We start from the raw sequence: 25,767 nt of genomic DNA on the forward strand, positions 1-25,767 counted from the left end.
TCTAAAGTAAAACTTTACACCGGAAAACCTATTGAAAACAAAAGAGGTAACCTACATTTTAGACAAGAAAAAGTAGAAACAGAATTTCGTTTAGTGGTCATAAAAAATGAAAAAACAAACAAAAAATTTTGGTTTCTAACTAATGAATTCGAACTTACTGCCAAAGAAATTGCAGATTATTATCGTAAAAGATGGGATATAGAAGTGTTTTTTAGATTCCTAAAACAAGAACTAAACCTCAGTCATTTGGTTTCTCTCAATAAAAACGGTATCCTGGTTATGGTGTATATGACAATGATAGCCGCTATGCTACTTTTAATTTATAAAAAAGCAAATAATTTAGGCTACAAAACTGCTAAAAGAAGAATCGCAATGGAACTTAGAGATATGATTACAGCGATTTTGATAATATTCGCAGGTGGAAATCCTGATAAAGTATTTAAAACATAAAAAAATGGCCAGAATTTCTTCCGACCATGACTAGGCGATTAAGCCTCTTTTTTGTTGTTATACTGTTTCTTCAGAATCGCTATCAGGTTTTTCAGGTTCCTGTGATTTCTTTTTATTGGTTTTTGTAATTGTTTTTAAATCTTTTTTCATTGATTCACCAACTAAATTGCTGGCTGTAAAACTAGCTACCATGTTGTTTAACATATCACTTCCGGCTTGTGGAGAATTAGGTAACAAAATCAAATTCGAATTAGTATCAGATCCTATTGCCTGTAAGGTATCATAATGTTGTGTTACCACAATTAGGGCAGAGGCTTCTTGTGAATTGATACCTACACCATTTAAAACATCTACACTTTCTACTAATCCACGAGCAATTTCACGTCTTTGGTCAGCAATACCCTGTCCCTGCAATCTTTTACTTTCAGCTTCAGCTTTGGCTTTAGCAACAATTCTAATTCTGGATGCTTCCGCTTCATATTCAGCCACAGTTTTTTCTCTGTCGGCAGCATTGATACGGTTCATAGCATTTTTTACCTGAATGTCTGGATCAATATCAGTAACTAATGTATTGATAATAGTGTAACCATAAGTAGTCATAGCTTCATTTAATTCTCTTTTTACGGCAATAGCAATATCATCTTTTCGTTCAAATACATCATCTAACTTTAACTTAGGTACTTCGGCACGAACTACATCAAACACATAAGAAGTAATTTGATCATGCGGATATTCTAATTTGTAAAAAGCATCATAAACAGTTTCTTTAACCACCATGAATTGCACAGAAACTTTTAGTTTTACAAATACGTTATCTTTTGTTTTGGTTTCAATTATGACATCCAATTGTTGGATTTTAAGATTGACACGACCTGCAATTCGATCAATTAAAGGAATTTTTAATTGCAAACCGGAATGTCGTATACTTTGATATTTTCCAAAACGCTCAATAATAACAGCTGTCTGTTGTTTCACGGTGAAGAAGGAGGAAAGGAAAATAAATAGCGCAATAAATAGCAGAAAAAGAAATGGTACACTCATAACAAATAATTTAGTTAAAATATTAGCTGTTAAATTACAAAAAAACTTTAGGTTTGTGCTTGTTAAAAGTATTCTTATGAAAAAGTTATTGTTATTATTTGGTTTATTTTTAGTTTCAAAATATAGTTATTCTCAATATCATTATCGTGATTCTAACCGTATTGGCATTTTTGGAGGAGTAAATCAGTTTACTTTAAACACTACTAACTTTGATACAAAAGCAGGTAATGGTTGGAATGCTGGTCTTTCTATGCGTGGTAATTTTTATAACAATTGGGATATGGTGTATGCTATTCAGTTTTCTGAAAATAACTTTTCGGTAGCTACTGACCAATTGGTTTTTGGTAAAGAAGATGTCAATTACAAATTACCTTCTGCTCAAATATCTTTGCAATTGAGTTATGTTATCATTGAAAATCATCTAACTTTTGAATTTGGTCCTTTAGTTCAGGTAAATGGAAAGTATAAAATTGATAGTGATAAGCAAGATAATATTATTTCAGGAACAACTTTAAGAGCAAAAGATATCACCGATATTGGTAAATTTAATTTTTATCCTACGGTAGGAATTACAGCAGGTGTGAAGCATTTTAGATTCAATGTTTCCTATCAATACGGAATTTCAAATATGTTGGGTAATTTGAATTCTAAAAATTTGGGTTATCAGTTTAGAGGAAATCCCGGAATTTTAAACGGAAATGTTATTATTTATTTATAAAAAAAGTCCCGACAATTAATCGGGACTTTTAGTTTTATATGGTTTCAATTGCTTTTTGAAGTCTTGAAATGGTTTCTTGTTTTCCAATGATTTCTGCAATATCAAACAGGTGAGGACCTTTCAAAGCACCAACTAAACTTAGTCTAAATGGTTGCATTACTTTACCCATTCCAATTTCGTTTTTAGTTAGCCAATCTTTTACAATGCTTTCAATATTAACAGAAGTAAAATCGGTTATTTCTTCCAATACTGAAATTAATTCCTGCATTAAAGCGGGAGTTTCCTCTTTCCAGTTTTTCTTTGCTTTTTCATCATAAGCTAATGGAGCTACAAAAAAGAAATCGCTTAAATCCCAGAATTCAGAAACAAAATTAGCTCGTTCTTTAATCAAGGAAACAATTTTTGTTGTTAATTCAAGAGTAGGAGTGAAGCCTTTTTCTCTTAAAATAACCGCAAAATCTTCTGCTAATTTTTCATCATTTGCCTGAACTAAATATTGGTGGTTGAACCATTTATTTTTTTCAGGATCAAATTTGGCTCCAGCCTTATGAACTCTGTTCAAATCAAAAGATTCAACCAATTCTTCTAGAGAAAATAATTCTTTATCGGTTCCGTCATTCCATCCTAATAAAGCTAAGAAGTTCACAACTGCTTCCGGGAAAAAACCTTTTTCTCTGTATCCTGATGAGATGCCTTCTTCCGTTTTCCATTCTAAAGGAAATACCGGGAAACCTAATTTATCGCCATCACGTTTTGATAATTTTCCGTTTCCAACCGGTTTTAAAATCAAAGGTAAATGAGCAAATTCAGGAGCTGCCCAGCCAAAAGCATGGTATAATAAAACGTGCAAAGGCATTGATGGCAACCATTCTTCTCCACGAATAACATGCGTGGTTTGCATTAGATGATCATCAACAATATTAGCCAAATGATAGGTTGGCATACCGTCACTTTTAAATAAAACTTTATCGTCTAAAAGATTAGTTTCAAACTTTACATGACAACGAATAATATCTTTTAAATGTAAAATTTCGTTAACAGGAGTTTTAAAACGAATAACATAATGTTCGCCATTAGCAATTCTTTGAGCTGTTTCTGCTGCGGAAATAACTAAAGAAGTATCCAGTTTTTCTCTGTTAGTATGATTGTAAATAAAAGTTTTTCCTTGTTCTTCTTCCGATTTTCTGTAAGCGTCTAATGCTTCAGGAGTATCAAATGCGTAATAAGCCCAACCTGAATTAATCAATTGGTCGGCATATTGTTTATATAAATGCTTTCTTTCGCTTTGACGGTAAGGACCAAATTTTTCATTCTTTCCAATAGTTTCATCAGGAGCAATTCCTAACCATTCCAAAGCTTCCATAATGTATTGTTCTGCACCCGGAACAAAACGATTTTGGTCAGTATCTTCAATTCTTAAAAAGAAAGTTCCACCATTTTTTTTGGCAAACAAATAATTAAATAAGGCAGTACGAACTCCGCCAATATGCAAAGGTCCCGTTGGACTTGGTGCAAAACGCACACGAATTGGGTTTGACATCTTTTATAAATTTTGCCACAAAGATAATTAGAAGTCAGAAGTTAAAAGTCAGAAGTTAGAAGTTTTTCGTTAACAGCCTATCATTACCTATTAATTTCTAATGCGAAAATTAAATTTTGGAATTTGGAATTTTACAAATTGAAATTTTTGTTGTTATAATTACTACTTTTATGGGTTATTAAAAAGTAAAAAACTTTGAATAGTTCCAATTTCATATTTCAAAAATTAGAAGCTTTTATTAGAAAGTATTATTTAAACGAACTAATAAGAGGCGTTGTTCTCTTTATTGGTCTGGGTTTGCTGTATTTTCTTTTTACGCTTTTTATTGAATACTTTCTTTGGTTGAAACCAACGGGAAGAACCATTTTGTTTTGGACTTTTGTAGGAGTAGAGTTTTTTTTGTTTTTTCGTTTTATTCTGTTTCCCATTTTTAAACTTTTTAAATTTCAAAAAGGAATTGATTATAATGATGCTTCGGCTATAATTGGTAACCATTTTTCGGATGTAAAAGATAAATTACTGAACTTTATTCAGCTTTCAAATCTTGATAATACTACTGATATGTCCGAATTACTTTTGGCTTCTATTGAACAAAAAGCGAATGCTTTGCAACCCATTCCTTTTTCAAATGCTATTAATTTTAATTCGAATAAAAAATATCTTCCACTTGCTTTAATTCCAATTTTGCTTTTTGCTTCGTTTTATCTTTCAGGGAATAATTCGATGCTAACTCAAAGTTTAAATAGGGTAGTGCATTTTAATGTTTCTTTTTTACCTCCGGCTCCTTTTGAGTTTGTACTTTTGAATTCGAGTTTACAAACGGAACAAAACAAAGATTTTATTGTAAAAGTAAAAACTGTTGGTAAAGTGATTCCTGAAAATGCAATGATTTTCATTAATGATGAAAGTTATTTTATGGAAAATACTAATCCTGGAGAATTTGAGTTTAAAATTGAAAAACCAAATCAGAATATTTCTTTTTATATCAAAGGAAATTCCGTTTCTTCGGAAGATTACGAATTAAAAGTTGTTGCTGTTCCTTCTATTTTAAATTTCGAAATGCAATTGAATTTTCCTTCGCATTTGAAACGGAAAGCAGAAATTATCAAAGGCACAGGAAATGCAATTATTCCCGAAGGTACTTTGGTAACCTGGAAAATGAGTACTCAGGCAACTCAAAAAGTGGTGTTTTCCAATGCAAATTCCGTTTTTCCTTTTTCTAAATCAGATAATAGCTTTGTTTTATCCAAAAAAGTTACAGAAAATGCTTATTATCAATTAATTACTTCAAATAATGCTGTTTCTAATTTCGAAAAACTGAATTATCAGCTTACCGTTATCAAAGATCAGTACCCAACGATTACAGTTAACCAGGCTCCAGATAGTTTAAAGTTGGCTGCTAATTATCTTTTAGGTAAAATAGGGGATGATTATGGTTTGTCTAAATTGCAGGTAGTCTATTATGAATCCAATAAACCGGCAACTGCCAAACGTGGAACAATTGCTGTTAAGCAAGGAGTCTTTGATCAGTTTGTTTTTTCTTTTCCGGCTAATCTTTCGGTTGTGGAAGGTGTAACTTATGATTATTATTTTGAAGTTTTTGATAATGATATTTTACATCATTTTAAAAGTTCTAAATCGGCAGTTTTTTCTAATCGAATTGTAACCGCTCAGGAGAAACAGTATTTAATTTTGAAACAACAGAATGATAATATTCAGGGTTTGCAAAAATCATTAAAAAGTCAGGATAAACAATTTTCACAATTGGATAAGATTCAAAAATTTGGAAAAGAAAAAGAAAATTTCGAATTCAATGACCAACAGAAAGTAAATGATTTTATTCAACAGCAAAAGAAGCAGGACGAAATGATGCGTAATTTCATGGATAAAATGAAAAATAATTTAGAGGAATCTAAACCGCTTTTTAAGGATGAATTCAAGAAAGAATTAGAAAAACGAATTGAAAATAACAACGAAGAATTAGAAAAAAATATAAAGCTTTTAGAGGAATTAAAATCTCTAAATGATAAAATGAAGAATGAGGATTTACTTGAAAAATTAGATCAGTTTAAGCAAAAGAGTAAAAACCAAGTTAAAAATTTACAGCAATTAGTCGAGTTGACTATGAAGTATTATGTTCAGAAAAAGGCTGAACAAATTGCTGATAAATTAGATAAATTATCCGATAAACAAGACAAACTTTCGGAGAATGAAAAAGAAAATACAAATGCTAAGCAACAGGAGATAAATAAAGATTTTGATAAAATTCAGGAAGATTTGAATGAATTGGATAAAGATAATGAACAATTAAAATCACCTTTAGACATTCCTAATGATGACAAAACTGAAAATAGTATTGATGAGGATTTAAAGAAAGCTTCTGAAGAATTGCAAAAAAATAACACTTCAAAAGCTAAACCTAATCAAAAATCTGCTGCTAAGAAAATGAAGTCTATGGCCAAGAAAATGGAACAAGGAATGGACGGGGCAGAGATGGAACAGATGGAAGAAGATGTTAAAATGCTTCGCCAGATTTTAGATAATTTATTAGCTTTTTCTTTGTCTCAGGAATCGGTAATGAAGAGTTTTAAATCTATAAATTCTAGTTCACCTGCTTTTAATAAAAATATAAAATTGCAACAGGATTTACGTATTCAATTTAAACATGTTGATGATAGTTTGTTTGCAATGTCTTTACGTAATCCTAAATTCACGGAAGATATTACTAAAGAAGTTGGAAATGTACAATACAATATCGATAAAGCTATTGATAAATTATCCGATTCTGAAATTCCTAAAGGGGTATCACATCAGCAATATGCTGTTGCTTCTGCAAACAAGTTGGGAGATTTTTTAAGTGAATTACTCAATAGTATGCAAATGTCTTTGTCTTCTATGGGTCAGGGAAAACCTAAACCGGGACAGGGCGTTGGAATGCAATTGCCGGATATCATTTCTAAACAACAAAGTTTAGGTGATAAAATTAAGAAAGGAATCAAACCAGGAGAAGGGAATGAAGGAAAAGAAAATTCTGGAAAAGGTGAAGATGGTGATGGAGGAGAAGGAGATGCCAAAGCTATCATGGAAATTTATAAACATCAAAAAGAACTCCGTGAAGCTTTAGACAGTGAATTAAAAAAACAAGGTTTAGTAAACACTGGACATAGTGCTTTAGAGCAAATGAAACAATTAGAAAAGCAGTTATTGAACAAAGGTTTTAAAAATGAAACGCTTCAAAAAGTGATGAATATAAAACAGGAATTATTAAAATTAAATAATGCCGTTCAACAACAAGGAGAAGAAAATAAAAGACAGTCTGAAACTAATAATAAAGATTTTCTTAATCAATCGCGAGCTTTACCTAATTCTTTGTTAGAATATTTACAGAGCATAGAGATATTAAACAGACAATCATTACCTTTGCGCTCCAATTTTAACCGCAAGGTTCAAGAATATTTTAAAACAAAATGATAGATTTTAATTACGAATGTGATTTTACTTTAGATAATGAAGAAGCCGTTGCTAATTGGTTGTCTGCTGTAATTATTTCAGAAAACAAGAAAGAAGGGGAGATTAATTATATCTTTTGCGATGATGAATATTTACATAAAATCAATATGGAATATCTAAATCATGATACTTTAACTGATATTATTAGTTTTGATTATACCGTTGGTAACGAATTAAACGGAGATATTTTTGTTTCTGTAGAACGAGTTCAGGATAACGCAAATGATTTTAATATTCCTTTTGAAGAAGAATTAAAGCGTGTATTGGTTCATGGTGTGTTGCATTACTGCGGCTACAAAGATAAAGGAGAAGATGATGAACGCTTAATGCGTTCGAAAGAAGATGAAAAAATTGCTATGTTCCACGTGGAACAGTAAATAAATTTCAAATTTTTTTAAAATAAAATAATGTAGTGTTCCACGTGGAACATGAATATAAAAAATATAGATTTTGTTTTTGAAAATATTTTAAAGCAAAAACTAAAACCAAAGAAAAAATGTTTCTAGAAGAGTATGATGTAATTGTTGTGGGTGCTGGACATGCAGGTTGTGAAGCTGCTGCCGCTACTGCAAATTTGGGTTCCAAAACTTTGTTGGTTACTATGAGTTTGCAGAACATTGCCCAGATGTCTTGTAATCCTGCGATGGGTGGAATTGCAAAAGGTCAAATTGTTCGTGAGATTGATGCACTGGGAGGTTATTCAGGAATTGTTTCTGATAGAACAGCAATTCAATTCAAGATGCTGAATAAATCAAAGGGGCCTGCAATGTGGTCTCCGCGTGTTCAAAGTGACCGTATGCGTTTTGCTGAAGAATGGAGAATGATGTTAGAAGGAACTCCAAATCTTGATTTTTATCAGGAAATGGTAAAAGGTTTGATAATTGAAAATGGAAAAGTAAACGGAATTCGAACTTCTTTGGGAATTGAAATTCGATCCAAATCGGTTGTCTTGACCAATGGAACTTTCCTGAATGGATTGATTCATATTGGAGAAAAACAATTTGGAGGTGGTAGAGCAGGCGAGAGTGCCGCAACAGGAATTACGGAAGATTTAGTTAAAGCGGGTTTTGAAGCGGGCAGAATGAAAACGGGAACGCCTCCACGTGTAGATGGTCGTTCGTTGGATTATTCTAAAATGAATGAAGAAAAAGGAGATGCTAAACCGGATAAATTTTCATATTCTGATTTGACTACTCCGTTGACGCATCAAAGATCTTGTCACATGACGTATACTTCGTTAGAAGTTCATGATATCTTGAGGTCGGGTTTTGATCGTTCGCCAATGTTCAACGGTCGAATTAAAAGTTTAGGTCCAAGATATTGTCCTTCTATTGAAGATAAAATTAATCGTTTTGCTGATAAAGAACGTCATCAATTATTTGTTGAACCGGAAGGATGGCATACCTGTGAAGTTTATGTAAACGGATTTTCAACTTCGCTTCCTGAGGATATTCAGTTCAAAGCGTTGCGTACTGTTGCCGGTTTTGAAAACGTCAAATTCTTCAGACCTGGTTACGCTATCGAATACGATTATTTTCCGCCAACACAATTAAAGCATACTTTAGAAACGAAGTTGGTTGATAATTTATATTTTGCCGGACAAATTAACGGAACTACAGGTTATGAAGAAGCCGCTTCTCAAGGATTGATGGCCGGTATTAATGCGCATTTAAAAGTGCATGAAAAAGAGCCGTTGATTTTAAAAAGAGACGAAGCTTATATTGGGGTTCTAATTGATGACTTGATCACAAAGGGAACTGAAGAACCATACAGAATGTTTACTTCCCGTGCTGAATACAGAACGTTATTGCGTCAGGATAATGCCGATTTTAGATTGACTCCAATGTCACACGAAATTGGTCTAGCTTCAGAAGCCCGTTTGCGAAGAATGGAACGTAAATTGAATGAGTCTGAAAAAATGGTTGCTTTCTTCAGAGAAACTTCTGTTACAATAGGGGAGACCAATCCAATTTTGGAAGCAAAAGAATCAGCTCCAATATCTCAAGGTGATAAAATGTTTAAAATTTTCTCGCGTCCACAAATTGATTTAGAGGATATGATGAAGTTTGAGAAAGTTCAAAATTATGTTGATGAAAATAATTTGGATCAGGAAATTTTAGAACAGGCCGAAATTCAGGTTAAGTATTCAGGCTATATTGAAAAGGAAAGAAATAATGCAGATAAGCTATCCAGATTAGAAGATGTAAAAATCCCGGAAGATTTTGATTATAATAAAATTAAATCGATGTCAATTGAAGCGAAACAAAAATTAAATAAAATTCGTCCCGTAACGATTTCTCAGGCTTCAAGAATAAGCGGAGTTTCTCCAAGCGATATTTCGGTATTATTGATTTATATGGGAAGATAATTTGAAGTTAGAGGTTAGAAGTTATAAGTCGGAGGTCTTTTATAATTGACTTTAGATTTCTAACTTCTAACCTCTAATTTTATATGTTCCACGTGAAACTACGCCCAAAAGCCTTGTGAATACTAATAAATTCTGTTTTCAGAATAAAAAGACTGATCACTAAAAACTGACCACTGAATACTATAAGATGGATATTTCAAACAAAAAACATTTTCTTACTGTTAAAGACCATTCTGTTTCTAAAGAAACTTTTGATTTGTATTATGATGAAGATTTGGATATGTTAATTACACATCCGCAACCCAATTTAGAAAATTTAGGGAAGTATTACGAAAGTGAAGATTATATCTCACACACCGATAATAAAAGATCCTTGTTTGAAAAAGCCTATCACTTTGTAAAAGGTATTGCACTTAAAAATAAACTGAATCTAATTAATTCGCAACAATTACAAAAAGGGAGAATTCTGGATATTGGAGCAGGAACCGGAGATTTTTTAAATGTGGCTAAAAATGACGGTTGGCAAGCTACTGGAATTGAACCCAGTGAAAGAGCCAAAGGAATAGCAATTAATAAAGGAATTTCATTTGTTGAAAGTACGAGCGAATTAGAAAGTCAAAGTTTTGATGTAATTACGATGTGGCATGTTTTAGAACATGTTCCTGATTTGGATTTTCAGATTAAAGAATTAAAACGTTTATTAAAATCTACTGGAACTTTAATCGTTGCTGTTCCCAATTTTAAATCTTTTGATGCAAATTATTACGGAACCTATTGGGCTGCTTTTGATGTGCCTATACATTTTTGGCATTTTTCTAAAAAAGCAATTCAAATGCTTTTCCAAAAAGAAAATATAAAATTAGAAAAAGTACTTCCCATGAAATTTGATTCTTTTTATGTGAGCTTACTTTCGGAAAAGTATAAAAACGGAAAAATGAATTTTATAAAAGCCTTTTTTGTCGGATTACAGTCAAATTGGAAAGCAAAGCAAAATTCAGAGTATTCTTCGTTAATTTATGTCTTAAAAAACAACTAAAATCTATTTTAAGGCTTTTTAAGCGTATTTTTGAGTGTTAATGGTGTCGTTTATTGGTTGTTTTTTGTTTTTGTCTTATTTTTGATTTATAGAAGTCGTTTTTTATAGCTTTAAATTATAGTTTTTGTTTTGTTTATAACGAAATCTAATAACGTAAAGTTTTGCCATTTTTAAGGTGTTTTCTAGGATACTATCTATTTTTTTATATTTTTGCTATTAACACATTATTCAATTACAATTAAATCAAAATGAAATTAGAAATTCAAAATCACCAAAAAGAGGCTATTAAAAATATGAGTAAAAAATTATTGCTATTTGTTGCAATTTCATTTTCAGTTGTTGCTTGTAATGATAAAACTGCACCGGAAGTTAAAGAGATGAAGACGGCTTACGTAGATACTTCGGAATTAATGAAAGAATATATAGAAGCAAAAGATTTAGAAGCAAAATATAAAGCACAATCTGAAGAAAAAGGAAGACAATTAGAAGCAGAGATTAACCGTTTTAAGCAAGATGCTGCTAATTTCCAGAGCCAAGCTCAGGCTAATGGCCAAGAATGGGCTCAAAAAAGAGGTGCTGAATTGCAAAAAAGAGAACAACAATTAGGTTATGCGCAACAAGCTTTAGCGCAACAATTGCAACAAGAAAGTGGTAAAGAAATGGATTCTTTAGTTTCGGGAGTAAAAAAATTCATCAAAGATTACGGAAAGAAAAACGGCTATGCTTACATCTATGGTACTGGTGATGCTGCATCAGTTCTTTATGCTGAGGATAAATATGATATCACTAAAGAAATAATTAAAGCTTTGAACGACAAGTATAAAGCTTCTGAAAAATCCGAAAAGAAGGATGAAGAGAAGAAGTAATTATTAAGATTTATAAAAGAAATGCCTTAGTCTATTTTAGATTGAGGCATTTTTTATTTGGATCTCCAGGAAAAAATAATAGTCTGAAAGGGCGAATAAAGTAATATAAAAAATATATATTTTTATTCAATTGTACTGTCATATAATCTTCTGGTTGAGGATGGCTAATACTGATTATACTCTTTAGGATATATGCTATTTTGTCTTTTCTTTTTTTGTAAAAAATAACCGTGTTTTTAAGTTGGTTGTAGTTAAAATTTAGTGTGTCAAATAAAGGATTTTTATTTTCTCTTACCTTCCGATAAGAACTATTCAATATCCTTTTTGTCAAAGGATTTTTAATTAATTGTAGCTTATTATTTTTGACAGAAACACCAAAAAGCGTATACATTAAATCATGAATTAAATCTAATTTATAATTCTTATTTAGTTGATTTATAATATCCTTTTCGTCTATATTGATTTTATTGGATGCTACTAAGTCACTTATTTGAATTAGCATTTGTGTTATATCAATAACTGTTTTTAAATATCCCATATGATCCATTAACATATGATGAAGAGCAACTGCTTTAAAATGTGAAACAGGATTCAAACAATCAATTTCTTTTAGGAATAATTTTAATTCAGTTTTTTCTGATAAATCAAAATTATTTTTTAAAGTTGCTAAATGTGTAGTTTTATTTATAATATTGAAATGCAGTTCAATATGAAATAATCTATCATTTCCAACATATTTGTCAAAACTAAAATCTTTATGTTTTTTGATAAAGTTATTGTGACCTATCCATTTGTAATATTCTTTTTGATAAGGAATAAAACCTTCATTTTCCATAATTTTAATTGCCATAGGTATGGCATCACTATCTATAATAAAATCAATATCGCTTGATTGTCTCATAGAGATGTTACCGAAAAATTGTTTTGAAAATGCGGTTCCTTTGTAAGGAATTAATGTAATGTTATTTTCTTTGAATAGGTATATTAATCGTTCTGTTTCTTTTGCTTGTTCAAAACTTTGGAGAGTAAATATGTTTGATAAATTACTTATTTTTTGTTGAACAGTTGGATTGTTTAAATTAGCTTTAAGAAGTATTTTATAAATAAGTGTGGAAATATGATGTTTACGACATGTTTTAAATACATCTGACCATTCTATATTGTTTTCCTTAATAAAGCTGTTTAAATCGCCTATTTCAGCCGTTTTAAAGTGTATTCTACAGCATTGTATAAGTACAGCCATAGAATTTCCGTAATTTTTTTGTATTTCTGAAATAGGAATCATTTATTTAGTTCTTATCGAAAGTTTAAAAAGGATATATTTTTACTAATTTAATTATTTTATATTATCTGGAAAATTCAAATCTATTAGATAATCAATTTCCTTTAAAGTATTTAACCTTTTCATTTTCATGAATTCATTTTCAGTTTCTCTTTGTAGGTATTCTTCTTCTGAAATTAATAATCCTGTATGATTTTTTATTTTGTAATTTTTGAGTTTTTCATATTTTGTTTTTATCCAATAATCTGCAAAAGCAAGGGTTTTAGCTCCATTTCTTTTAGCTTGTAATCGTACTATATCTGGTAAAATACCGACAGTAAAATTCCGGAATAATGCTCTTGAATAGGGTTTAGGTTTGAATAATTCAGCAGGCAAACTGTACATAATTTCCAATAATCGAATGTCTGCCAATGGATAAACTGTTTCTATACCATATTGATTAGCATAAGCGCCTTCTGATTCAATTCTTGAAAAAATGTGTGATAAATTTATGTTTTCTTTTTGCCAACCCTTAAAACTAGGATTAAATGCAAAAGAATAGTCTTTTAATGAATATTTAAAATTAGAATCAGGATTTAATAAACTTCTTTTTTCTTGTACTTTGTAAAAATCTAATGATGTCGTTTTTGATTTTTTTTCTTTAAAATATTGGATTGTTTTTAAAATAGCTGCACGTCGGAAATCAAATAAAAATTGAAATAAACCTTTAATATTAAAATTATTGATATAATCATAAAAGTAATTATGACCTTTTTGAGAAATCCCTTCATCACCAGGAAAACCACTAAAAATCACTTCTACCTGATTATTTTCTGACGCATATTTATAAAGACTATCTTGCCATATGCTATTACAATATGTAACACCACCCATTATAGCATTAGTTTTATTAAATTCTTCAAAAACATCTTTAAAATGAAAAGAAGTTATTGGATGATGATTCTCAGGATTGAGATGCGCATAATTAATTATTTCATTTTGGGTACTTTGCTCATCAATTCCATTATCAGAATATTTTTTTGTTGTTTCGTTTAGGACAAATGAATAGGTGTGGAGTTGATTATTGTCCATTATCCGTGACAAAATAACTGCAATCGCTGAGGAATCCATCCCGCCAGAAAGTTGACAACCAACATTTTTCTTAGCTCTTATTCGGGATTTTATAGCTTTTTCGAGCGTTTTTCTTAGAAGGTTGTAGTAGTCCTCATTGGTTTTACAGTAACTTAAATCAACCGATTCAAGCTCCCAATATCTGGTTTCTTTTAATATTTGTTCAGAACTAATTGATAAATAGTGAGCCGGTTTGAGCCTTTTTATAGCTCCAAAAAATGTATCTTCTACATTTTGGGGATAATTCAATAATTCTTTGGCAATGTATTCTTCATTTAACTCCGGTTTTTTGCTTAAGGCTGATTTTATATTTGGTATAGTTGTTCCAAAATATAATAATCCGTCTTGTTCCATATAAAAAAGTGGACGAATTCCCATTTGATCTTTGGCTAAAAAAAGTTCTTTTTTACTTTCGTCCCAGATTGCGAAACTAAAATCGCCAATTAAATGCTTTACACAATCTTTTCCCCATTTGTGATAAGCTTTTACTATTACTTCTTCTTCCTCAGTATTTTCAGAAAAAGACAGATGATTACTTAATTCCTCAATGTTATCCAAACGACACCAACCTACAAAAAATAAATCAGTAAATTCATTGATTCTTGAAATTGGTTTAGCAAAATCTTCTAACAAGATTTTATCTGATAGAAATGGAGTGTTTTCATTATCTAGCAATTTAGTATTGAGATAATTATTTGCTACTTCTAGAAAATTGCTATTTTTTAAGTTTAAAATTCCAAAAAATCCTTTCATTTCACTGTATTTTTTTACATTTGCGAAGTTAACAAATAATGCAAAAAAAGCTATAAAATGCTATACAAATACAGGGTTTTCAATTTAACATGTACTTCAACAATTCCATTACCATCTTTTATTGTAGATGAAACTGACGGGAAAGCTGATTTTGAGGTAGTTTTGGGTACAGTTAAACCTGATTTTAAAAATGAACCTAATGTAAAAAAGCCATTTACTCAATTTAATGAAAATGAGTTTTTTTATCAAATGCCGAATATTGCGCGCTATTTTGTAAGTGATGGTAAGAAAGTAGTTATAGAACCATTATGTGAAGATTGGGATAGTATTTTATTGTTCTTTTATTCTAATTGTATTGCGGCAATTTTATTTCAAAAGAATCAAATTCCGTTTCATGTTTCGGGGGTTTTGGATAAAAAAGGTGGTTTATGGTTATTTGCAGCGCCTTCCAGAACTGGAAAATCTACCACAGCTTTGAAGTTAAAAGAGCGAGGTTATACCCTTTTTACAGATGATACCGCTTTAATTACGGTTGAAGACAATGCTTGTGTGGCGATTGCTTCCTATCCTGTTTTAAGAGCTTGGGAAAACACGATTCATAATCAAAAAGCATTTGATGTATCAGAAGCTAAGCAATTACGTGCGGAAATTAATAAGTTTGGTATTGCATTTCATGAAGATTTTGTAAGCACTTCTCAAAAAGTAAAAGGAATTATTTTTTTGGAAATGAAAGGAAATATTATTGATATTGAAAGAGTAAAACCGGCTGTCGGAATGAAATTTTTAGGAGATAATATTTATCGTAACAAATGGATTAACGGAATGAATAAGCCATTGTTACAATTTAAAACACTAAGTTCCATTTCTCAAAAAGTCTCTTTTTGGACTGCTGTAAGACCAAAAGATAAACCAAGTTTTGATAGTTTTGCAGATGCTATTATCAATCAAATTATAGAAGCCGATGGACAATAATATCATTTGGCTGGCATCCTATCCTAAATCAGGAAATACCTGGTTTCGCAGTTTTTTGACGGCTTTATTGAATGACGGAGAAATTGATATCAATAAAATGGATACTGATGGCATTTTTTCGGATAAAGGGTATATTGAAACTATTTTAGATTTATCTTCCGATGATTTAAGACCAACTGAATTCGAATCGTTTAGAAAAATTGCTTTTGGTTATAGAGCACAAGAATTAAAGAAAGAAGCATTTATAAAAATACACGATGCTTATACGTTTGACAGATGGAATGCTTTACCTTTGATTCCTAATGCAGGAAGTCGTATCGCTATTTATTTGGTTCGTAATCCTTTGGATGTAGTACTTTCTCTTGCTAATCATACAGGTTTAACTATTGATGAAACAATTGATAAATATCTAAATTCTGAAGAAGGTGCTTTTGTTAAAAAATGGAAAATAGGGCAACAATATTACCAATTGTTGGGAACTTGGGCTATGCACGCCTCGAGCTGGATGCAACAAAAGGAAATTCCGGTTCATATTATTCGTTATGAAGATATGAAATCCAATCCTTTTCAAACTTTTAAATTAGCAGTCGATAAAATGCAGTTGAATTATTCTGATGATGCGATTATTAACGCTATTGAGGCCACAGATTTTAAAAAATTGAAAAATCAGGAAGAAAATAAAGGTTTTAAGGAAAAACAATTAGCTTCTTCGGCTTTCTTTTTTAAGGGAGAAACGGGACGTTGGAAAAAGGAATTAACCAACGAACAAATACAAAAAATAATGACTGTAAATGAATCGATGATGAAACGATTAGGATACTGGGAAGAAACAATCAATCAACTTAACAATTAATTTAATGGGAAATAGAAAATATGTTTTGAATACTGATAAAGTTTTGTTTACACCTTTGGATGATGAAGGTATTTTATATGCTATAGAAGAAAACAAATACATTAGTTTGAATACTACTTATACTTCTATTATACAATACATAGCTGAAGGTTTAGATTTCAATCTTATTGTTACTCAATTAATGGAAGAATACGAAGTAAATCAAGATGTTTGCGAAATGCAATTGAATACCGTAATAGCTGATCTTATTGCTAAAGAGTATATCAATGAAGCGACTGCTTAGAAAGTTTAAAAATATATTTATTTTAAGCCGGCGTCAATGGAAATTAATTTTGCTGGTGTTTTGGCTTTCAATTTATAGAAATATATTGTTGTTTTTTAAATCTAGAAAAGCCTTTTCGGAAGATATTTGTAAAAACCAACAGCAAAACTTACAGTTAACAACTGAAAAAATACAATTGGCTAAAGATATAACTTTAGCAATAGCAATAGCTAATAAACGTATCCCTTGGAAGAACGTTTGCCGTCATCAGTCTTGGCAGGCGGTATATATATTATTAAAATATCAGATTCCTTTTGAATATATTATTGGTATTGAAAGAAAACACCATAAAAAAGAGGGACACTCTTGGGTAAAGGTAAATGGTAAATTTATTTGCGGAGGATGTAATGAAAATGACTATGCTATTATTTATAATAAAAAAATCCAATAACTAATTTTAGTGATTGGATTTTAATTTACGTTTTTTTTTAAGAATAATTATCTGGATCAGTTGCTGTAGATTCTGGTTGAGCATTAACAGTTCCATTATTTACTTCAATTTCAGTTGCCTGAGGCGCTATCCATTGTTTTTTTTCTGTATTCATAATTTGTAGATTTCTAGGTTTAAGTCAGACAAAGGTATATTTTATTTTTGTAATAAAAAACTTGAAGTAAAAAAAAAATAAAAAATATCAATTTTTGATACAAATAAGAATAATTATTTTGCAAAGAAAAGGAAAAGAGTATTTTTGATTTTCTAAATACTGTTTATGAACCAAGTAAATCATTTATTCCAACAAAATTATTCCGTAACCCGCAAAGAAAGGGAGGAATTGAATGGGCATAAGTCTTTTACCATTTGGTTTTCAGGATTATCAGGTTCTGGTAAATCCACTTTGGCGGCAGCTTTGGATCAATGGTTTTATAAGCGTCAAATCCGTTCTTACATTACCGATGGCGATAATACACGATTGCATTTGAATCGTGATTTGGATTTTAGTCGTGAAGGTAGAAAGGAAAATATCCGTCGTGTGGCGGAGGTAGCACGTCTTTTTAATGATGCCGGTGTTGTAGTGATTAGTTCTTTTATTTCACCTTTTGAAGAAGATCGTATTGCAGCTAAAAGCATTGTTGGTTCTGAAAATTATATCGAAGTTTATATAGCTACACCACTTGAAACCTGTATTCAAAGAGATGCTAAAGGTTTGTACGCCAAAGCTCAAAAAGGCGAAATCAGTGATTTTACAGGAATCAACAGTCCTTATGAAGTACCATTAAGTCCTGATATTATTGTTGATACTACGGATAAAAGTATTGAGGAATCATTAGAAACAATAACCAATTGGCTGTTAGAGAATAAGTTACATATAATAGTAGGGTTAAAGCAATAATTCATTGTGAAAAAACAATTCCAATTTAAGAAAATCCTCAAGGATTATATCCAGATTTTACAAATCATCTACAAAGCTTCTCCGGGCAATGCGGTGAGTTATTTTGTATTAGTATTATTTCAATCGGTGGTTCCTGTTGCATCGCTTTATATTACTAAAGAAATTATCGATATCATCACGACTCCAAAAGGACATGATTTTAACGAAATTATTTTTTGGGTTATTGGTTTTTGTCTTTTGCAATTAGTTGCTTCCATTTGTACGCAATTGGCAACTTATGTCAATGGTTTATACCAACAAAAAGTAGGTGATTATTTGTCGAAACGTGTGTTGGACAAAGCCATTTCAGTTGATTTCTCCTATTACGAAAATCCAGTTTATCACGATACGTTGCATTTGGCGCAACAACAGTCAGTTTTTAAAGCGGCACAATTGTTAAATGGATTCAGTAATTTGTTGATGCAATTTTCGAGTGTTGTGATGATTGCTTGTATGTTGGCTTATTATTATTGGCAATATGCCGTAATCATTGTGGTACTTTCTTTACCGTTGTTTGCCGTAAAATGGTTTTTTTCGAGAAAAAGTTTCACTGAAGAAACGAAGCTAGCCAAAATAGAAAGAGAATCCAATTATTTACAACAGGTTTTAACGGGATTGAGTTATGCTAAAGAAGTACGTCTTTTTGGGTTTGGAAAAGAATTCATTTCCCGTTACAGCGTTTTAAGGGAATATTTGTTCAAACAGCGAAAATCAATTCAAAACAGGCAAAATTTTTACAGCGTAATTATAGAAGCTGTCGAGATTGTTTTAGTAGGTTTTATTTTTCTTTCTTTGGCTCGAAATACCTGGGAACAAATTATTACACCGGGTCTTTTTGTGATTTATTTGCAGGGTTTCCAGAAATTACAATCGGGGACTAAAAGCTTTTTGACGGCTTTGGTACAATTATTTCAACACCGAATGTTTATCAATCATCTTTTTCAATTTCTTGATATTCCGGAAAGAACTTCCAAGGAAAATGCTGTTCCTTTTCCACTAAAACCTTCAAAATTAGAAGTTAAAAACCTTCATTTTACTTATCCGAATACCAAAAGAGAAATTCTAAAAGACATTTCGTTATCCTGTGAAAAGGGACAAATCATAGCCATTGTTGGTGCTAATGGTTCGGGAAAATCTACTTTGGTAAAATTGTTAGGGAAATTGTATGATTATGAAAATGGAAGTATTGTTATTGATGGATTGGATTTAAAAAATATTGATAAAGAGACATTCCGGGAAAATAGTGTTTTCCTTTTTCAGGATTTTGAAAAATATTTTCTAAGTGTTGGAGAAAGCATTAGTTTAGGTTCTAAAGAGAAAATCAGTATCGAAAAATTAAAAGAGGCTGTAAAAAATAGTGGTGCGAATGTTTTTATTGATAAAATGAAAAAGGGATTTGATACTAAATTAGGTCGTACTTTCTGGATGGGCGAACAATTGAGCGGTGGAGAATGGCAAAAATTAGCCTTAGCCAGATTGTTTTACCGTGATGCTGATTTGGTAGTTATGGACGAACCAACGAGTGCTTTGGATGCTTTTTCTGAAAGCGAATTGTACAATTCATTGCGAGTTTGGGGAAAAGAAAAAATGATCATTTTAGTTTCTCATCGATTATTTCAATTGAAAAAGGCCGACGTGATTTATGTCATGAAAGATGGAAGTATCGTAGAGAAAGGTGATTTTGACAGTTTAATAGCTCAAAAAAGTTACTTTTTCGAAATGTTTAATGATCAATTGTAATTTGAATATACTTTAGAATTTAAATTTGCAGAAAATCATTTTAGATGAACAAATCCCTATCCGAAGCCGCAAAATATACTTTACAGTTTATCAATCAAACCCAACGTTCGGTTTTTTTGACGGGTAAAGCTGGTACAGGTAAGACGACTTTGCTTCGTGAAATAATTGAAACTACACATAAGAATACGGTGGTGGTCGCACCAACAGGAATTGCGGCTCTAAATGCTGGCGGTGTTACGATTCATTCGATGTTTCAACTGCCGTTTAGCGGATTTATTCCTTCGCATACAGCCGAATCCCAATTTTCGGAAACGGTAAAATTTGAAACTAAGGAAAGTTTACGCAGGCATTTTAAAATGAATGGGGTGAAAAAATCGGTGATTCGAAATATGGAATTGCTGGTTATTGACGAGGTGAGTATGCTGCGTGCCGATTTGCTGGATGCGATGGATTATATGATGCAAACCGTTCGAAAAAAAGCAACTCCTTTTGGTGGTGTTCAAGTGCTTTTTATTGGCGATTTGTTGCAATTGCCACCGGTAATTCGGGATGAGGAATGGCGTACTTTGCGCAATTATTACAAGGGAAAATTCTTTTTCCATTCGCATGTTATTCAGCAAAGTCCGCCTTTGTATATTGAATTATCTAAAATTTTCCGTCAGACGGATACCAGTTTTATTTCGGTTTTAAATAATCTGAGGAATAACCAGATTACTCCCGAAGATGTTCAGGTTTTGAATCAATATGTTAAACCTGATTTTGATTTAAAAGCCAATAAAGGTTACATCACTTTAACCACCCACAATGCCAAAGCCGATGCGATGAATGCTCAGGCTTTGCAAGATTTGAAAGGAGAATTAATAACTTATACGCCTGAAATTACAGGTGATTTCCCTGAGAAAATATTTCCAGTGGAACACAATTTGCAATTGAAAGTGGGAGCTCAGATTATGTTTGTCAAAAACGATCTGAACTTTGAAAAGAATTATTTCAATGGTAAAATGGGGACTATCAAATCGCTTTCTAGCCAAGAAATCTTAGTGCATTTTCCCGATGAGAATAAAACTATTGAAGTTGAAAAATACGAATGGCAAAACATCCGTTACAAAGTCAATGCCTTAACCAAAGAAGTAGAAGAAGAGGTTTTAGGGACTTTTGTACATTATCCTATCAAATTAGCTTGGGCGATTACCATTCATAAAAGCCAGGGATTGACCTTTGACAAAGCAGCGCTCGATGTATCGCAGGTTTTTATGCCCGGACAAGCTTATGTGGCTTTATCGCGTTTACGTTCGTTAGAGGGCTTAATTTTGCTTTCTCCGTTGCGTATGAATGGTATTTCAAATGATCAGGACGTGATGGAATATGCCCAAAATAAAGCTTCGGAAGAAGTCCTGAAACAATCTTTGCATTTTGAAACTAAGAATTTCATTCATCATTATTTAATTAATAGTTTCGATTGGTACGATTTGGCTCAGGAATGGCGCAATCATAAATATAGTTATTCGGATAAAAGCGAAGTTTCGGCTAAATCCAAAAATGCGAAATGGGCGGCAAACCAATTGCAGCAGATTGAAACGCTTTTGGATCCATCCAAAAAATTCATAATCCAATTGAACCGTATTTTTGCCAATGAAACTGTTGATTTAATTCATGTTTCCGAACGAATTCAGGCAGCTTTTGGTTATTTTTTCAAACCAATGGATGATTTGGTTTTTGAAGTTTTATGGAAAATCGAAGAAATAAAACGCGCCAAAAAAGCCAAAGCCTATTTTGAAGAATTATCCGAATTAGAAGAACTGCAATCCAAAGCCGTTTTACGATTGATGAAAGCCAAATTATTGATTGAAACGGTAATGGCAAATGAGGCAATTTCGAAAGAAAAGCTGACTTCAGATGAAGTGAAAAAATACCTATCCAGAAAGAAAGAAGCGATTCAAAAAGAATTCAAAGAAACTCATGTGAATTTGTTGGAAGACGAAGTAGATTTGGATCGTTATTCTTCCAAGAAAAAAGGAACAAAAGAGCCCAAAAAATCAACTATTGAAGAAACTTTTGAACTTTGGATAGCCAAGAATTCCATTGAGGATATTGCCAATATTCGAAAATTAACGGTGCAGACTATTGAAGGGCATTTGGTTAAATTAATTCAAGGGAAAAGAATTTCCATTAGCGAAGTTCTGCCTCAGGATACTATTGATGAATTGGCGGAAGCTTTTAAATTTTACAAAGAAGAATCACTTACCCCAATGAAAGAACAATTTGGAGAAAAATATTCTTGGGAAGAACTGCGAATGTTCAAAGCGAGTTTGAACTGAATATTTATGAACTAAAGAATTTTATATTAATGATTATTCTTATCTTAAAGTGGCTTTTTTCATTACTTTTGCATTATGGCAACATCAGAACAAATAAAATCTTTACTTCAATCTCATTACAAAAATGATAATGAGAGATTCACTTCCATCGCTCTTCAGGTAGCAGCACATGAAGCGAGGCAGGGACACATGTCTATCGCAAAAGAGATTAAAGATTTAGTTGATAGGTCAAAGACAGATGGTTTTAAAGTAATTAAAATAAATCCAGATTTGAGCGATTTAGTTCTTGTTTATTATCCTGAGAATAGATTAAATGAACTAATACTTTCCGAGGAAGTTTCAAATAAATTAAATAGAATAATACGAGAATATAAACAGCGTGATAAGATTTTAAAGCACGGGTTACAAAATCGTAGAAAAGTTTTATTGTCAGGTCTACCAGGAACAGGAAAAACAGCTACAACTTCTGCTATATCAGGGGAGTTAAAATTACCATTATATGTTGTTATGATGGATAAATTAATGACTAAATATATGGGCGAGACCGCATCTAAATTGAGGCAAATTTTTGATATGATGGTTTCAAATAGAGGGGTTTATTTATTTGATGAATTTGATGCTATTGGCGCTGAAAGAGGGAGAGATAATGAAGTTGGTGAAATGCGTAGAGTATTGAATTCATTTTTGCAATTCATTGAACAAGATTCATCAGAAAGTATAATTTTTGGAGCTACTAATAATATTAAAATATTAGATTCAGCTTTATTCAGACGTTTTGATGATATTATTACATATTCTTTACCAAATAAAGAAGAAATAGGAGAATTGATAAAATTGAAACTACACAAATTCTTAGGAAATTTTTCTCTTAAAACTGCCATTGATGCTGCAAATGGATTAAGTCATGCAGAAATAACAAATGCATGTAATGATGCATTAAAAGAAATTATTTTGACGGATAAAAATGTAGTAACTCAAAAATTGTTAGTTCAAATGATGAAAGATAGAAAAACTAGTCATTTGATATAATATTTATGAGCGACGATTTTAAGCCCCATCTTTTTATAAAAAATGTTCACTTTTCGCAAGAGTACACTACACCTCCAGGACCACCGATTGAGTCAAAATTACCACAAAGAGATCGTCAATTTCATGGTGAATTTTTGCTTTCATCGTTAACTGATATATGGAATAATCATAATGAAGAAGTTCGTCAAAGAACTGAAAAAGGGTTGCCTGTAAAATCTGGAGAATATATTACATTTATTGGTGCTGAAAAACAATTATTAGAACTAAGCTCATTGGGAGCTGATGGTGCTAAATTACTTAATGTAAAAAACAATTCTGAACAAAGTGCACAAATAGCGACTGTGTTCATTCCTAGCAATAAGCAAAATAAATTAATTACCAAAGTTGCAAAATATCTTAGTAAAGATACTGTCAAAGGACTTCCTTTAAATCAAAAACTAGTTGAAAAGATTGAATATATTCAAAGAACAACTGTTGAATATATTTGGAATAGTTCAAATGAGTTTTTACCAAAAGAAGCAGCAGTTTGGTGTGAATTATGGTTAGCGTTAGAAGAATCAGAAATAGGTAACGAACTGACACAACTTTATGAAATATGTGAATTTTTAAATATTTCTGTTTTAAAAAATCTAACTATTTTTCCTCAAAGATTAATAATAAATGCTAAGTTAAATTATGACCAATTAGTTGAACTAACATTATCTTTTGGATGGATTGCTGAAATCCGTCGAGCAGAAGAATTAAATAGTTTTTGGCTAGATCAAACGATTGTTAATAGAGAAAATTGGATTGAATCAGCTTTAAGTAATATTACGTTCAATAATTCAAATAATTACATATCTATATTAGATTCAGGGATAAATAATGGGCATTTATTAATTAAAGATGCTTTATCCGACAATGACCGTTTAACTGTTGATATAAATTGGGGTATAAATGATTCTGGACATAATGGACATGGAACAGCTATGGCAGGTATTTCTCTTTATGGTAATTTAAGTTATATTTTAGAAAACAATGCATCATTAGAAATTAGACATAGATTAGAATCGATTAAGATTCTTCCACCTAGTGGACAAGAAAATGAATTAGATAATTGGCATTTTATTACTCAGAATGCAATAAACATTGCAATAACAAATAATCCAGATTATAAAAGAATATTTGGTATGGCTATTACTGGTAGGAATCAAAATGATTTCGGAAAACCTTCTACTTGGTCAGCATATTTGGATAGAATAATTTTTGGAGAGGATGAAAATGATAAGAAAGTTTTTGTAATTAGTGCTGGAAATGCTAGAGAAGAAGATGACTGGAAAAATTATCCTGAGAGCAATAAAGATCTTTCTGTGGAGAGTCCTGCTCAAGCATGGAATGCTATAACGATTGGTGCATTTACCAATAAAATTTTACCTGAAGCAAATTCTACTGTTGCTAAAAAATTTGAATTATCACCCTACAGCAGAACATCAAGTTCTTGGGAAAATCCATGGCCAATAAAGCCTGAAGTTGTTTTTGAAGGTGGAAATTTAAAAAAACTAGAAAATGGTAGTATTGATTATCACGAAGATTTAGATATCTTAACAACATCTTCAAATACAGCTATTAACGCATTTGCTAGATTTAATGCAACTAGTGTATCAACAGCTTTTGCATCAAATTTTTTAGCTAAATTGAGAGATGCATATCCAAATGCTTGGCCTGAAACTCTCAGAGCATTAATGATTCATTCGGCATCATGGAATTCTGAAATTATTAATCAATTTAATATAGATTTAAAAAAAGTAGGAGATAAGCAAAGACTACTAAGAATTATTGGGTATGGAATACCAAATTTAGAAAAAGCCATAAAGTGTAAATCAAATTACTTAACATTTATTTCAGAAGAGGTAATACAACCTTATAAATTCGATGGTACTGTAAAAACTAATGAGATACACTACTATGAATTTCCTTGGCCTACTGATATTTTAGCAAATCTTGGAGATTCTAATGTTACATTAAGAGTCACGCTATCATACTATATTGAGCCAAATCCAGGGGACAAGGGATATTCAACAAAATATGCTTATCAATCTTGTGCTTTAAAGTTTTTATTGATCAATCCAACAGAAGATTTTGATAATTTTAAAATAAGAACTAATAAAATAAATATTGATAATCTTAAAGAAGAAAAGGGAGGAAAATTAGAAGAAGGAGATTATGATAAAAACCAAGAAAAAAGATGGTTTCTGGGTGCTGAGACTGTTTTTAAAGGTTCTATTCATAGTAATTTTTGGAACGGTTCTGCTGCTGAAATTGCAGTTTGCAATAAATTAGCGATATTTCCATTAGCATCTGGTTGGTGGAAATTATTAAAAAAGCAGAAAAAATATGATTCTCAATTGAGATATTCCTTAATTGTCTCAATTGAAACTCCGGAAAACACTACAGATATTTACACTCCAATCGCCACTCAAGTTGCAGTTGAAAATTTAATAGTTGTCTAA

The 25,767-nt window shown here is 31.4% G+C and carries 20 protein-coding genes; 16 read left to right on the plus strand and 4 right to left on the minus strand.

Annotation, left to right across the window (positions count from 1 at the left end):
• Nucleotides 1-450 (plus strand): transposase (locus AAEO59_RS02245; RefSeq protein ID WP_341699123.1); only part of this gene is annotated, 450 nt, incomplete at its 5' end.
• 57 nt (nucleotides 451-507) lie between these two features.
• Here AAEO59_RS02245 and AAEO59_RS02250 read toward each other — a convergent pair.
• Nucleotides 508-1,491 carry an SPFH domain-containing protein gene (locus tag AAEO59_RS02250; RefSeq protein ID WP_341699124.1) on the minus strand — a complete coding sequence of 328 codons (984 nt, stop codon included), beginning with the start codon at nucleotides 1,489-1,491 and terminating at the stop codon, nucleotides 508-510.
• A gap of 76 nt (nucleotides 1,492-1,567) precedes the next feature.
• Here AAEO59_RS02250 and AAEO59_RS02255 point away from each other — a divergent pair, with 76 nt between their 5' ends.
• The gene (locus AAEO59_RS02255) at nucleotides 1,568-2,209 is read left to right on the plus strand and encodes a PorT family protein (RefSeq protein ID WP_341699125.1); all 642 of its coding nucleotides are present in this window, start codon (nucleotides 1,568-1,570) and stop codon (nucleotides 2,207-2,209) included.
• Between the two features lie 34 nt (nucleotides 2,210-2,243).
• Here the strand turns inward: AAEO59_RS02255 and gltX are convergent, their stop codons facing one another.
• Entirely contained in the window at nucleotides 2,244-3,749 is a 1,506-nt protein-coding gene (gltX, locus tag AAEO59_RS02260) for a glutamate--tRNA ligase (protein WP_341699126.1), read from the minus strand.
• Between the two features lie 195 nt (nucleotides 3,750-3,944).
• On the opposite strand from gltX, the gene AAEO59_RS02265 reads away from it, so the two are divergent.
• From AAEO59_RS02265 to AAEO59_RS02285, 5 genes are all read left to right on the plus strand, one after another.
• Nucleotides 3,945-7,220, plus strand: a complete 3,276-nt coding sequence (locus AAEO59_RS02265) for a hypothetical protein (protein WP_341699127.1) — start codon at nucleotides 3,945-3,947, stop codon at nucleotides 7,218-7,220.
• Nucleotides 7,217-7,636, plus strand: a complete 420-nt coding sequence (ybeY, locus tag AAEO59_RS02270) for an rRNA maturation RNase YbeY (RefSeq protein ID WP_341699128.1) — start codon at nucleotides 7,217-7,219, stop codon at nucleotides 7,634-7,636. The genes AAEO59_RS02265 and ybeY overlap by 4 nt, the downstream gene beginning before the upstream one ends.
• Before the next feature lie 119 nt (nucleotides 7,637-7,755).
• Nucleotides 7,756-9,627 carry a tRNA uridine-5-carboxymethylaminomethyl(34) synthesis enzyme MnmG gene (gene mnmG, locus AAEO59_RS02275; RefSeq protein WP_341699129.1) on the plus strand — a complete coding sequence of 624 codons (1,872 nt, stop codon included), beginning with the start codon at nucleotides 7,756-7,758 and terminating at the stop codon, nucleotides 9,625-9,627.
• A gap of 187 nt (nucleotides 9,628-9,814) precedes the next feature.
• Nucleotides 9,815-10,663, plus strand: a complete 849-nt coding sequence (locus AAEO59_RS02280; RefSeq protein ID WP_341699130.1) for a class I SAM-dependent methyltransferase — start codon at nucleotides 9,815-9,817, stop codon at nucleotides 10,661-10,663.
• Nucleotides 10,664-10,956: 293 nt separating this feature from the next.
• Nucleotides 10,957-11,529 (plus strand): OmpH family outer membrane protein, encoded by a 573-nt coding sequence (locus tag AAEO59_RS02285; protein ID WP_407934914.1) that lies wholly within the window; start codon nucleotides 10,957-10,959, stop codon nucleotides 11,527-11,529.
• 31 nt (nucleotides 11,530-11,560) lie between these two features.
• On the opposite strand, the gene AAEO59_RS02290 is transcribed toward AAEO59_RS02285, so the two are convergent.
• Nucleotides 11,561-12,814 carry a nucleotidyltransferase family protein gene (locus AAEO59_RS02290; RefSeq protein WP_341699132.1) on the minus strand — a complete coding sequence of 418 codons (1,254 nt, stop codon included), beginning with the start codon at nucleotides 12,812-12,814 and terminating at the stop codon, nucleotides 11,561-11,563.
• A 51-nt stretch (nucleotides 12,815-12,865) separates the two neighbouring features.
• Nucleotides 12,866-14,674, minus strand: coding sequence for an asparagine synthetase B family protein (locus AAEO59_RS02295; RefSeq protein ID WP_341699133.1), 1,809 nt, complete (start codon nucleotides 14,672-14,674; stop codon nucleotides 12,866-12,868).
• 57 nt (nucleotides 14,675-14,731) lie between these two features.
• On the opposite strand from AAEO59_RS02295, the gene AAEO59_RS02300 reads away from it, so the two are divergent.
• From AAEO59_RS02300 to AAEO59_RS02340, 9 genes are all read left to right on the plus strand, one after another.
• A complete protein-coding gene (locus AAEO59_RS02300) occupies nucleotides 14,732-15,646 on the plus strand; it encodes a hypothetical protein (RefSeq protein ID WP_341699134.1) in 915 nt (304 codons plus the stop codon).
• A complete protein-coding gene (locus AAEO59_RS02305) occupies nucleotides 15,636-16,499 on the plus strand; it encodes a sulfotransferase domain-containing protein (RefSeq protein ID WP_341699135.1) in 864 nt (287 codons plus the stop codon). The genes AAEO59_RS02300 and AAEO59_RS02305 overlap by 11 nt, the downstream gene beginning before the upstream one ends.
• 4 nt (nucleotides 16,500-16,503) lie before the next feature.
• Nucleotides 16,504-16,782 (plus strand): PqqD family protein, encoded by a 279-nt coding sequence (locus AAEO59_RS02310; protein WP_341699136.1) that lies wholly within the window; start codon nucleotides 16,504-16,506, stop codon nucleotides 16,780-16,782.
• Nucleotides 16,766-17,212 carry a lasso peptide biosynthesis B2 protein gene (locus tag AAEO59_RS02315; protein ID WP_341699137.1) on the plus strand — a complete coding sequence of 149 codons (447 nt, stop codon included), beginning with the start codon at nucleotides 16,766-16,768 and terminating at the stop codon, nucleotides 17,210-17,212. The genes AAEO59_RS02310 and AAEO59_RS02315 overlap by 17 nt, the downstream gene beginning before the upstream one ends.
• Before the next feature lie 319 nt (nucleotides 17,213-17,531).
• On the plus strand, nucleotides 17,532-18,152 hold the full coding sequence (cysC, locus tag AAEO59_RS02320) for an adenylyl-sulfate kinase (protein WP_341699138.1): 621 nt from the start codon (nucleotides 17,532-17,534) through the stop codon (nucleotides 18,150-18,152).
• A 6-nt stretch (nucleotides 18,153-18,158) separates the two neighbouring features.
• The gene (locus tag AAEO59_RS02325; RefSeq protein ID WP_341699139.1) at nucleotides 18,159-19,931 is read left to right on the plus strand and encodes an ABC transporter ATP-binding protein; all 1,773 of its coding nucleotides are present in this window, start codon (nucleotides 18,159-18,161) and stop codon (nucleotides 19,929-19,931) included.
• Nucleotides 19,932-19,975: 44 nt separating this feature from the next.
• Complete coding sequence (locus tag AAEO59_RS02330; protein WP_341699140.1) at nucleotides 19,976-22,249, plus strand: helix-turn-helix domain-containing protein; 2,274 nt, start codon at nucleotides 19,976-19,978, stop codon at nucleotides 22,247-22,249.
• A gap of 75 nt (nucleotides 22,250-22,324) precedes the next feature.
• Nucleotides 22,325-23,278 carry an AAA family ATPase gene (locus tag AAEO59_RS02335; protein WP_341699141.1) on the plus strand — a complete coding sequence of 318 codons (954 nt, stop codon included), beginning with the start codon at nucleotides 22,325-22,327 and terminating at the stop codon, nucleotides 23,276-23,278.
• A gap of 5 nt (nucleotides 23,279-23,283) precedes the next feature.
• Entirely contained in the window at nucleotides 23,284-25,767 is a 2,484-nt protein-coding gene (locus AAEO59_RS02340; protein WP_341699142.1) for a S8 family peptidase, read from the plus strand.

The organism is Flavobacterium flavipallidum, assembly GCF_038289905.1.
GTDB classification, from domain to species: Bacteria; Bacteroidota; Bacteroidia; order Flavobacteriales; family Flavobacteriaceae; genus Flavobacterium; species Flavobacterium flavipallidum.

What these genes read in the sequence shown, in the direction of transcription:
- AAEO59_RS02280 (WP_341699130.1), top strand. Translation starts at nt 9,815, where the DNA reads ATGGATATTTCAAACAAAAAACATTTTCTTACTGTTAAAGACCATTCT.
- mnmG (WP_341699129.1), top strand. Translation starts at nt 7,756, where the DNA reads ATGTTTCTAGAAGAGTATGATGTAATTGTTGTGGGTGCTGGACATGCA.
- ybeY (WP_341699128.1), top strand. Translation starts at nt 7,217, where the DNA reads ATGATAGATTTTAATTACGAATGTGATTTTACTTTAGATAATGAAGAA.
- AAEO59_RS02250 (WP_341699124.1), bottom strand. Translation starts at nt 1,491, where the DNA reads ATGAGTGTACCATTTCTTTTTCTGCTATTTATTGCGCTATTTATTTTC.
- AAEO59_RS02330 (WP_341699140.1), top strand. Translation starts at nt 19,976, where the DNA reads ATGAACAAATCCCTATCCGAAGCCGCAAAATATACTTTACAGTTTATC.
- AAEO59_RS02315 (WP_341699137.1), top strand. Translation starts at nt 16,766, where the DNA reads ATGAAGCGACTGCTTAGAAAGTTTAAAAATATATTTATTTTAAGCCGG.
- AAEO59_RS02305 (WP_341699135.1), top strand. Translation starts at nt 15,636, where the DNA reads ATGGACAATAATATCATTTGGCTGGCATCCTATCCTAAATCAGGAAAT.
- AAEO59_RS02300 (WP_341699134.1), top strand. Translation starts at nt 14,732, where the DNA reads ATGCTATACAAATACAGGGTTTTCAATTTAACATGTACTTCAACAATT.
- cysC (WP_341699138.1), top strand. Translation starts at nt 17,532, where the DNA reads ATGAACCAAGTAAATCATTTATTCCAACAAAATTATTCCGTAACCCGC.
- AAEO59_RS02310 (WP_341699136.1), top strand. Translation starts at nt 16,504, where the DNA reads ATGGGAAATAGAAAATATGTTTTGAATACTGATAAAGTTTTGTTTACA.
- AAEO59_RS02255 (WP_341699125.1), top strand. Translation starts at nt 1,568, where the DNA reads ATGAAAAAGTTATTGTTATTATTTGGTTTATTTTTAGTTTCAAAATAT.
- AAEO59_RS02285 (WP_407934914.1), top strand. Translation starts at nt 10,957, where the DNA reads ATGAGTAAAAAATTATTGCTATTTGTTGCAATTTCATTTTCAGTTGTT.
- AAEO59_RS02340 (WP_341699142.1), top strand. Translation starts at nt 23,284, where the DNA reads ATGAGCGACGATTTTAAGCCCCATCTTTTTATAAAAAATGTTCACTTT.
- AAEO59_RS02295 (WP_341699133.1), bottom strand. Translation starts at nt 14,674, where the DNA reads ATGAAAGGATTTTTTGGAATTTTAAACTTAAAAAATAGCAATTTTCTA.
- AAEO59_RS02335 (WP_341699141.1), top strand. Translation starts at nt 22,325, where the DNA reads ATGGCAACATCAGAACAAATAAAATCTTTACTTCAATCTCATTACAAA.
- AAEO59_RS02290 (WP_341699132.1), bottom strand. Translation starts at nt 12,814, where the DNA reads ATGATTCCTATTTCAGAAATACAAAAAAATTACGGAAATTCTATGGCT.
- gltX (WP_341699126.1), bottom strand. Translation starts at nt 3,749, where the DNA reads ATGTCAAACCCAATTCGTGTGCGTTTTGCACCAAGTCCAACGGGACCT.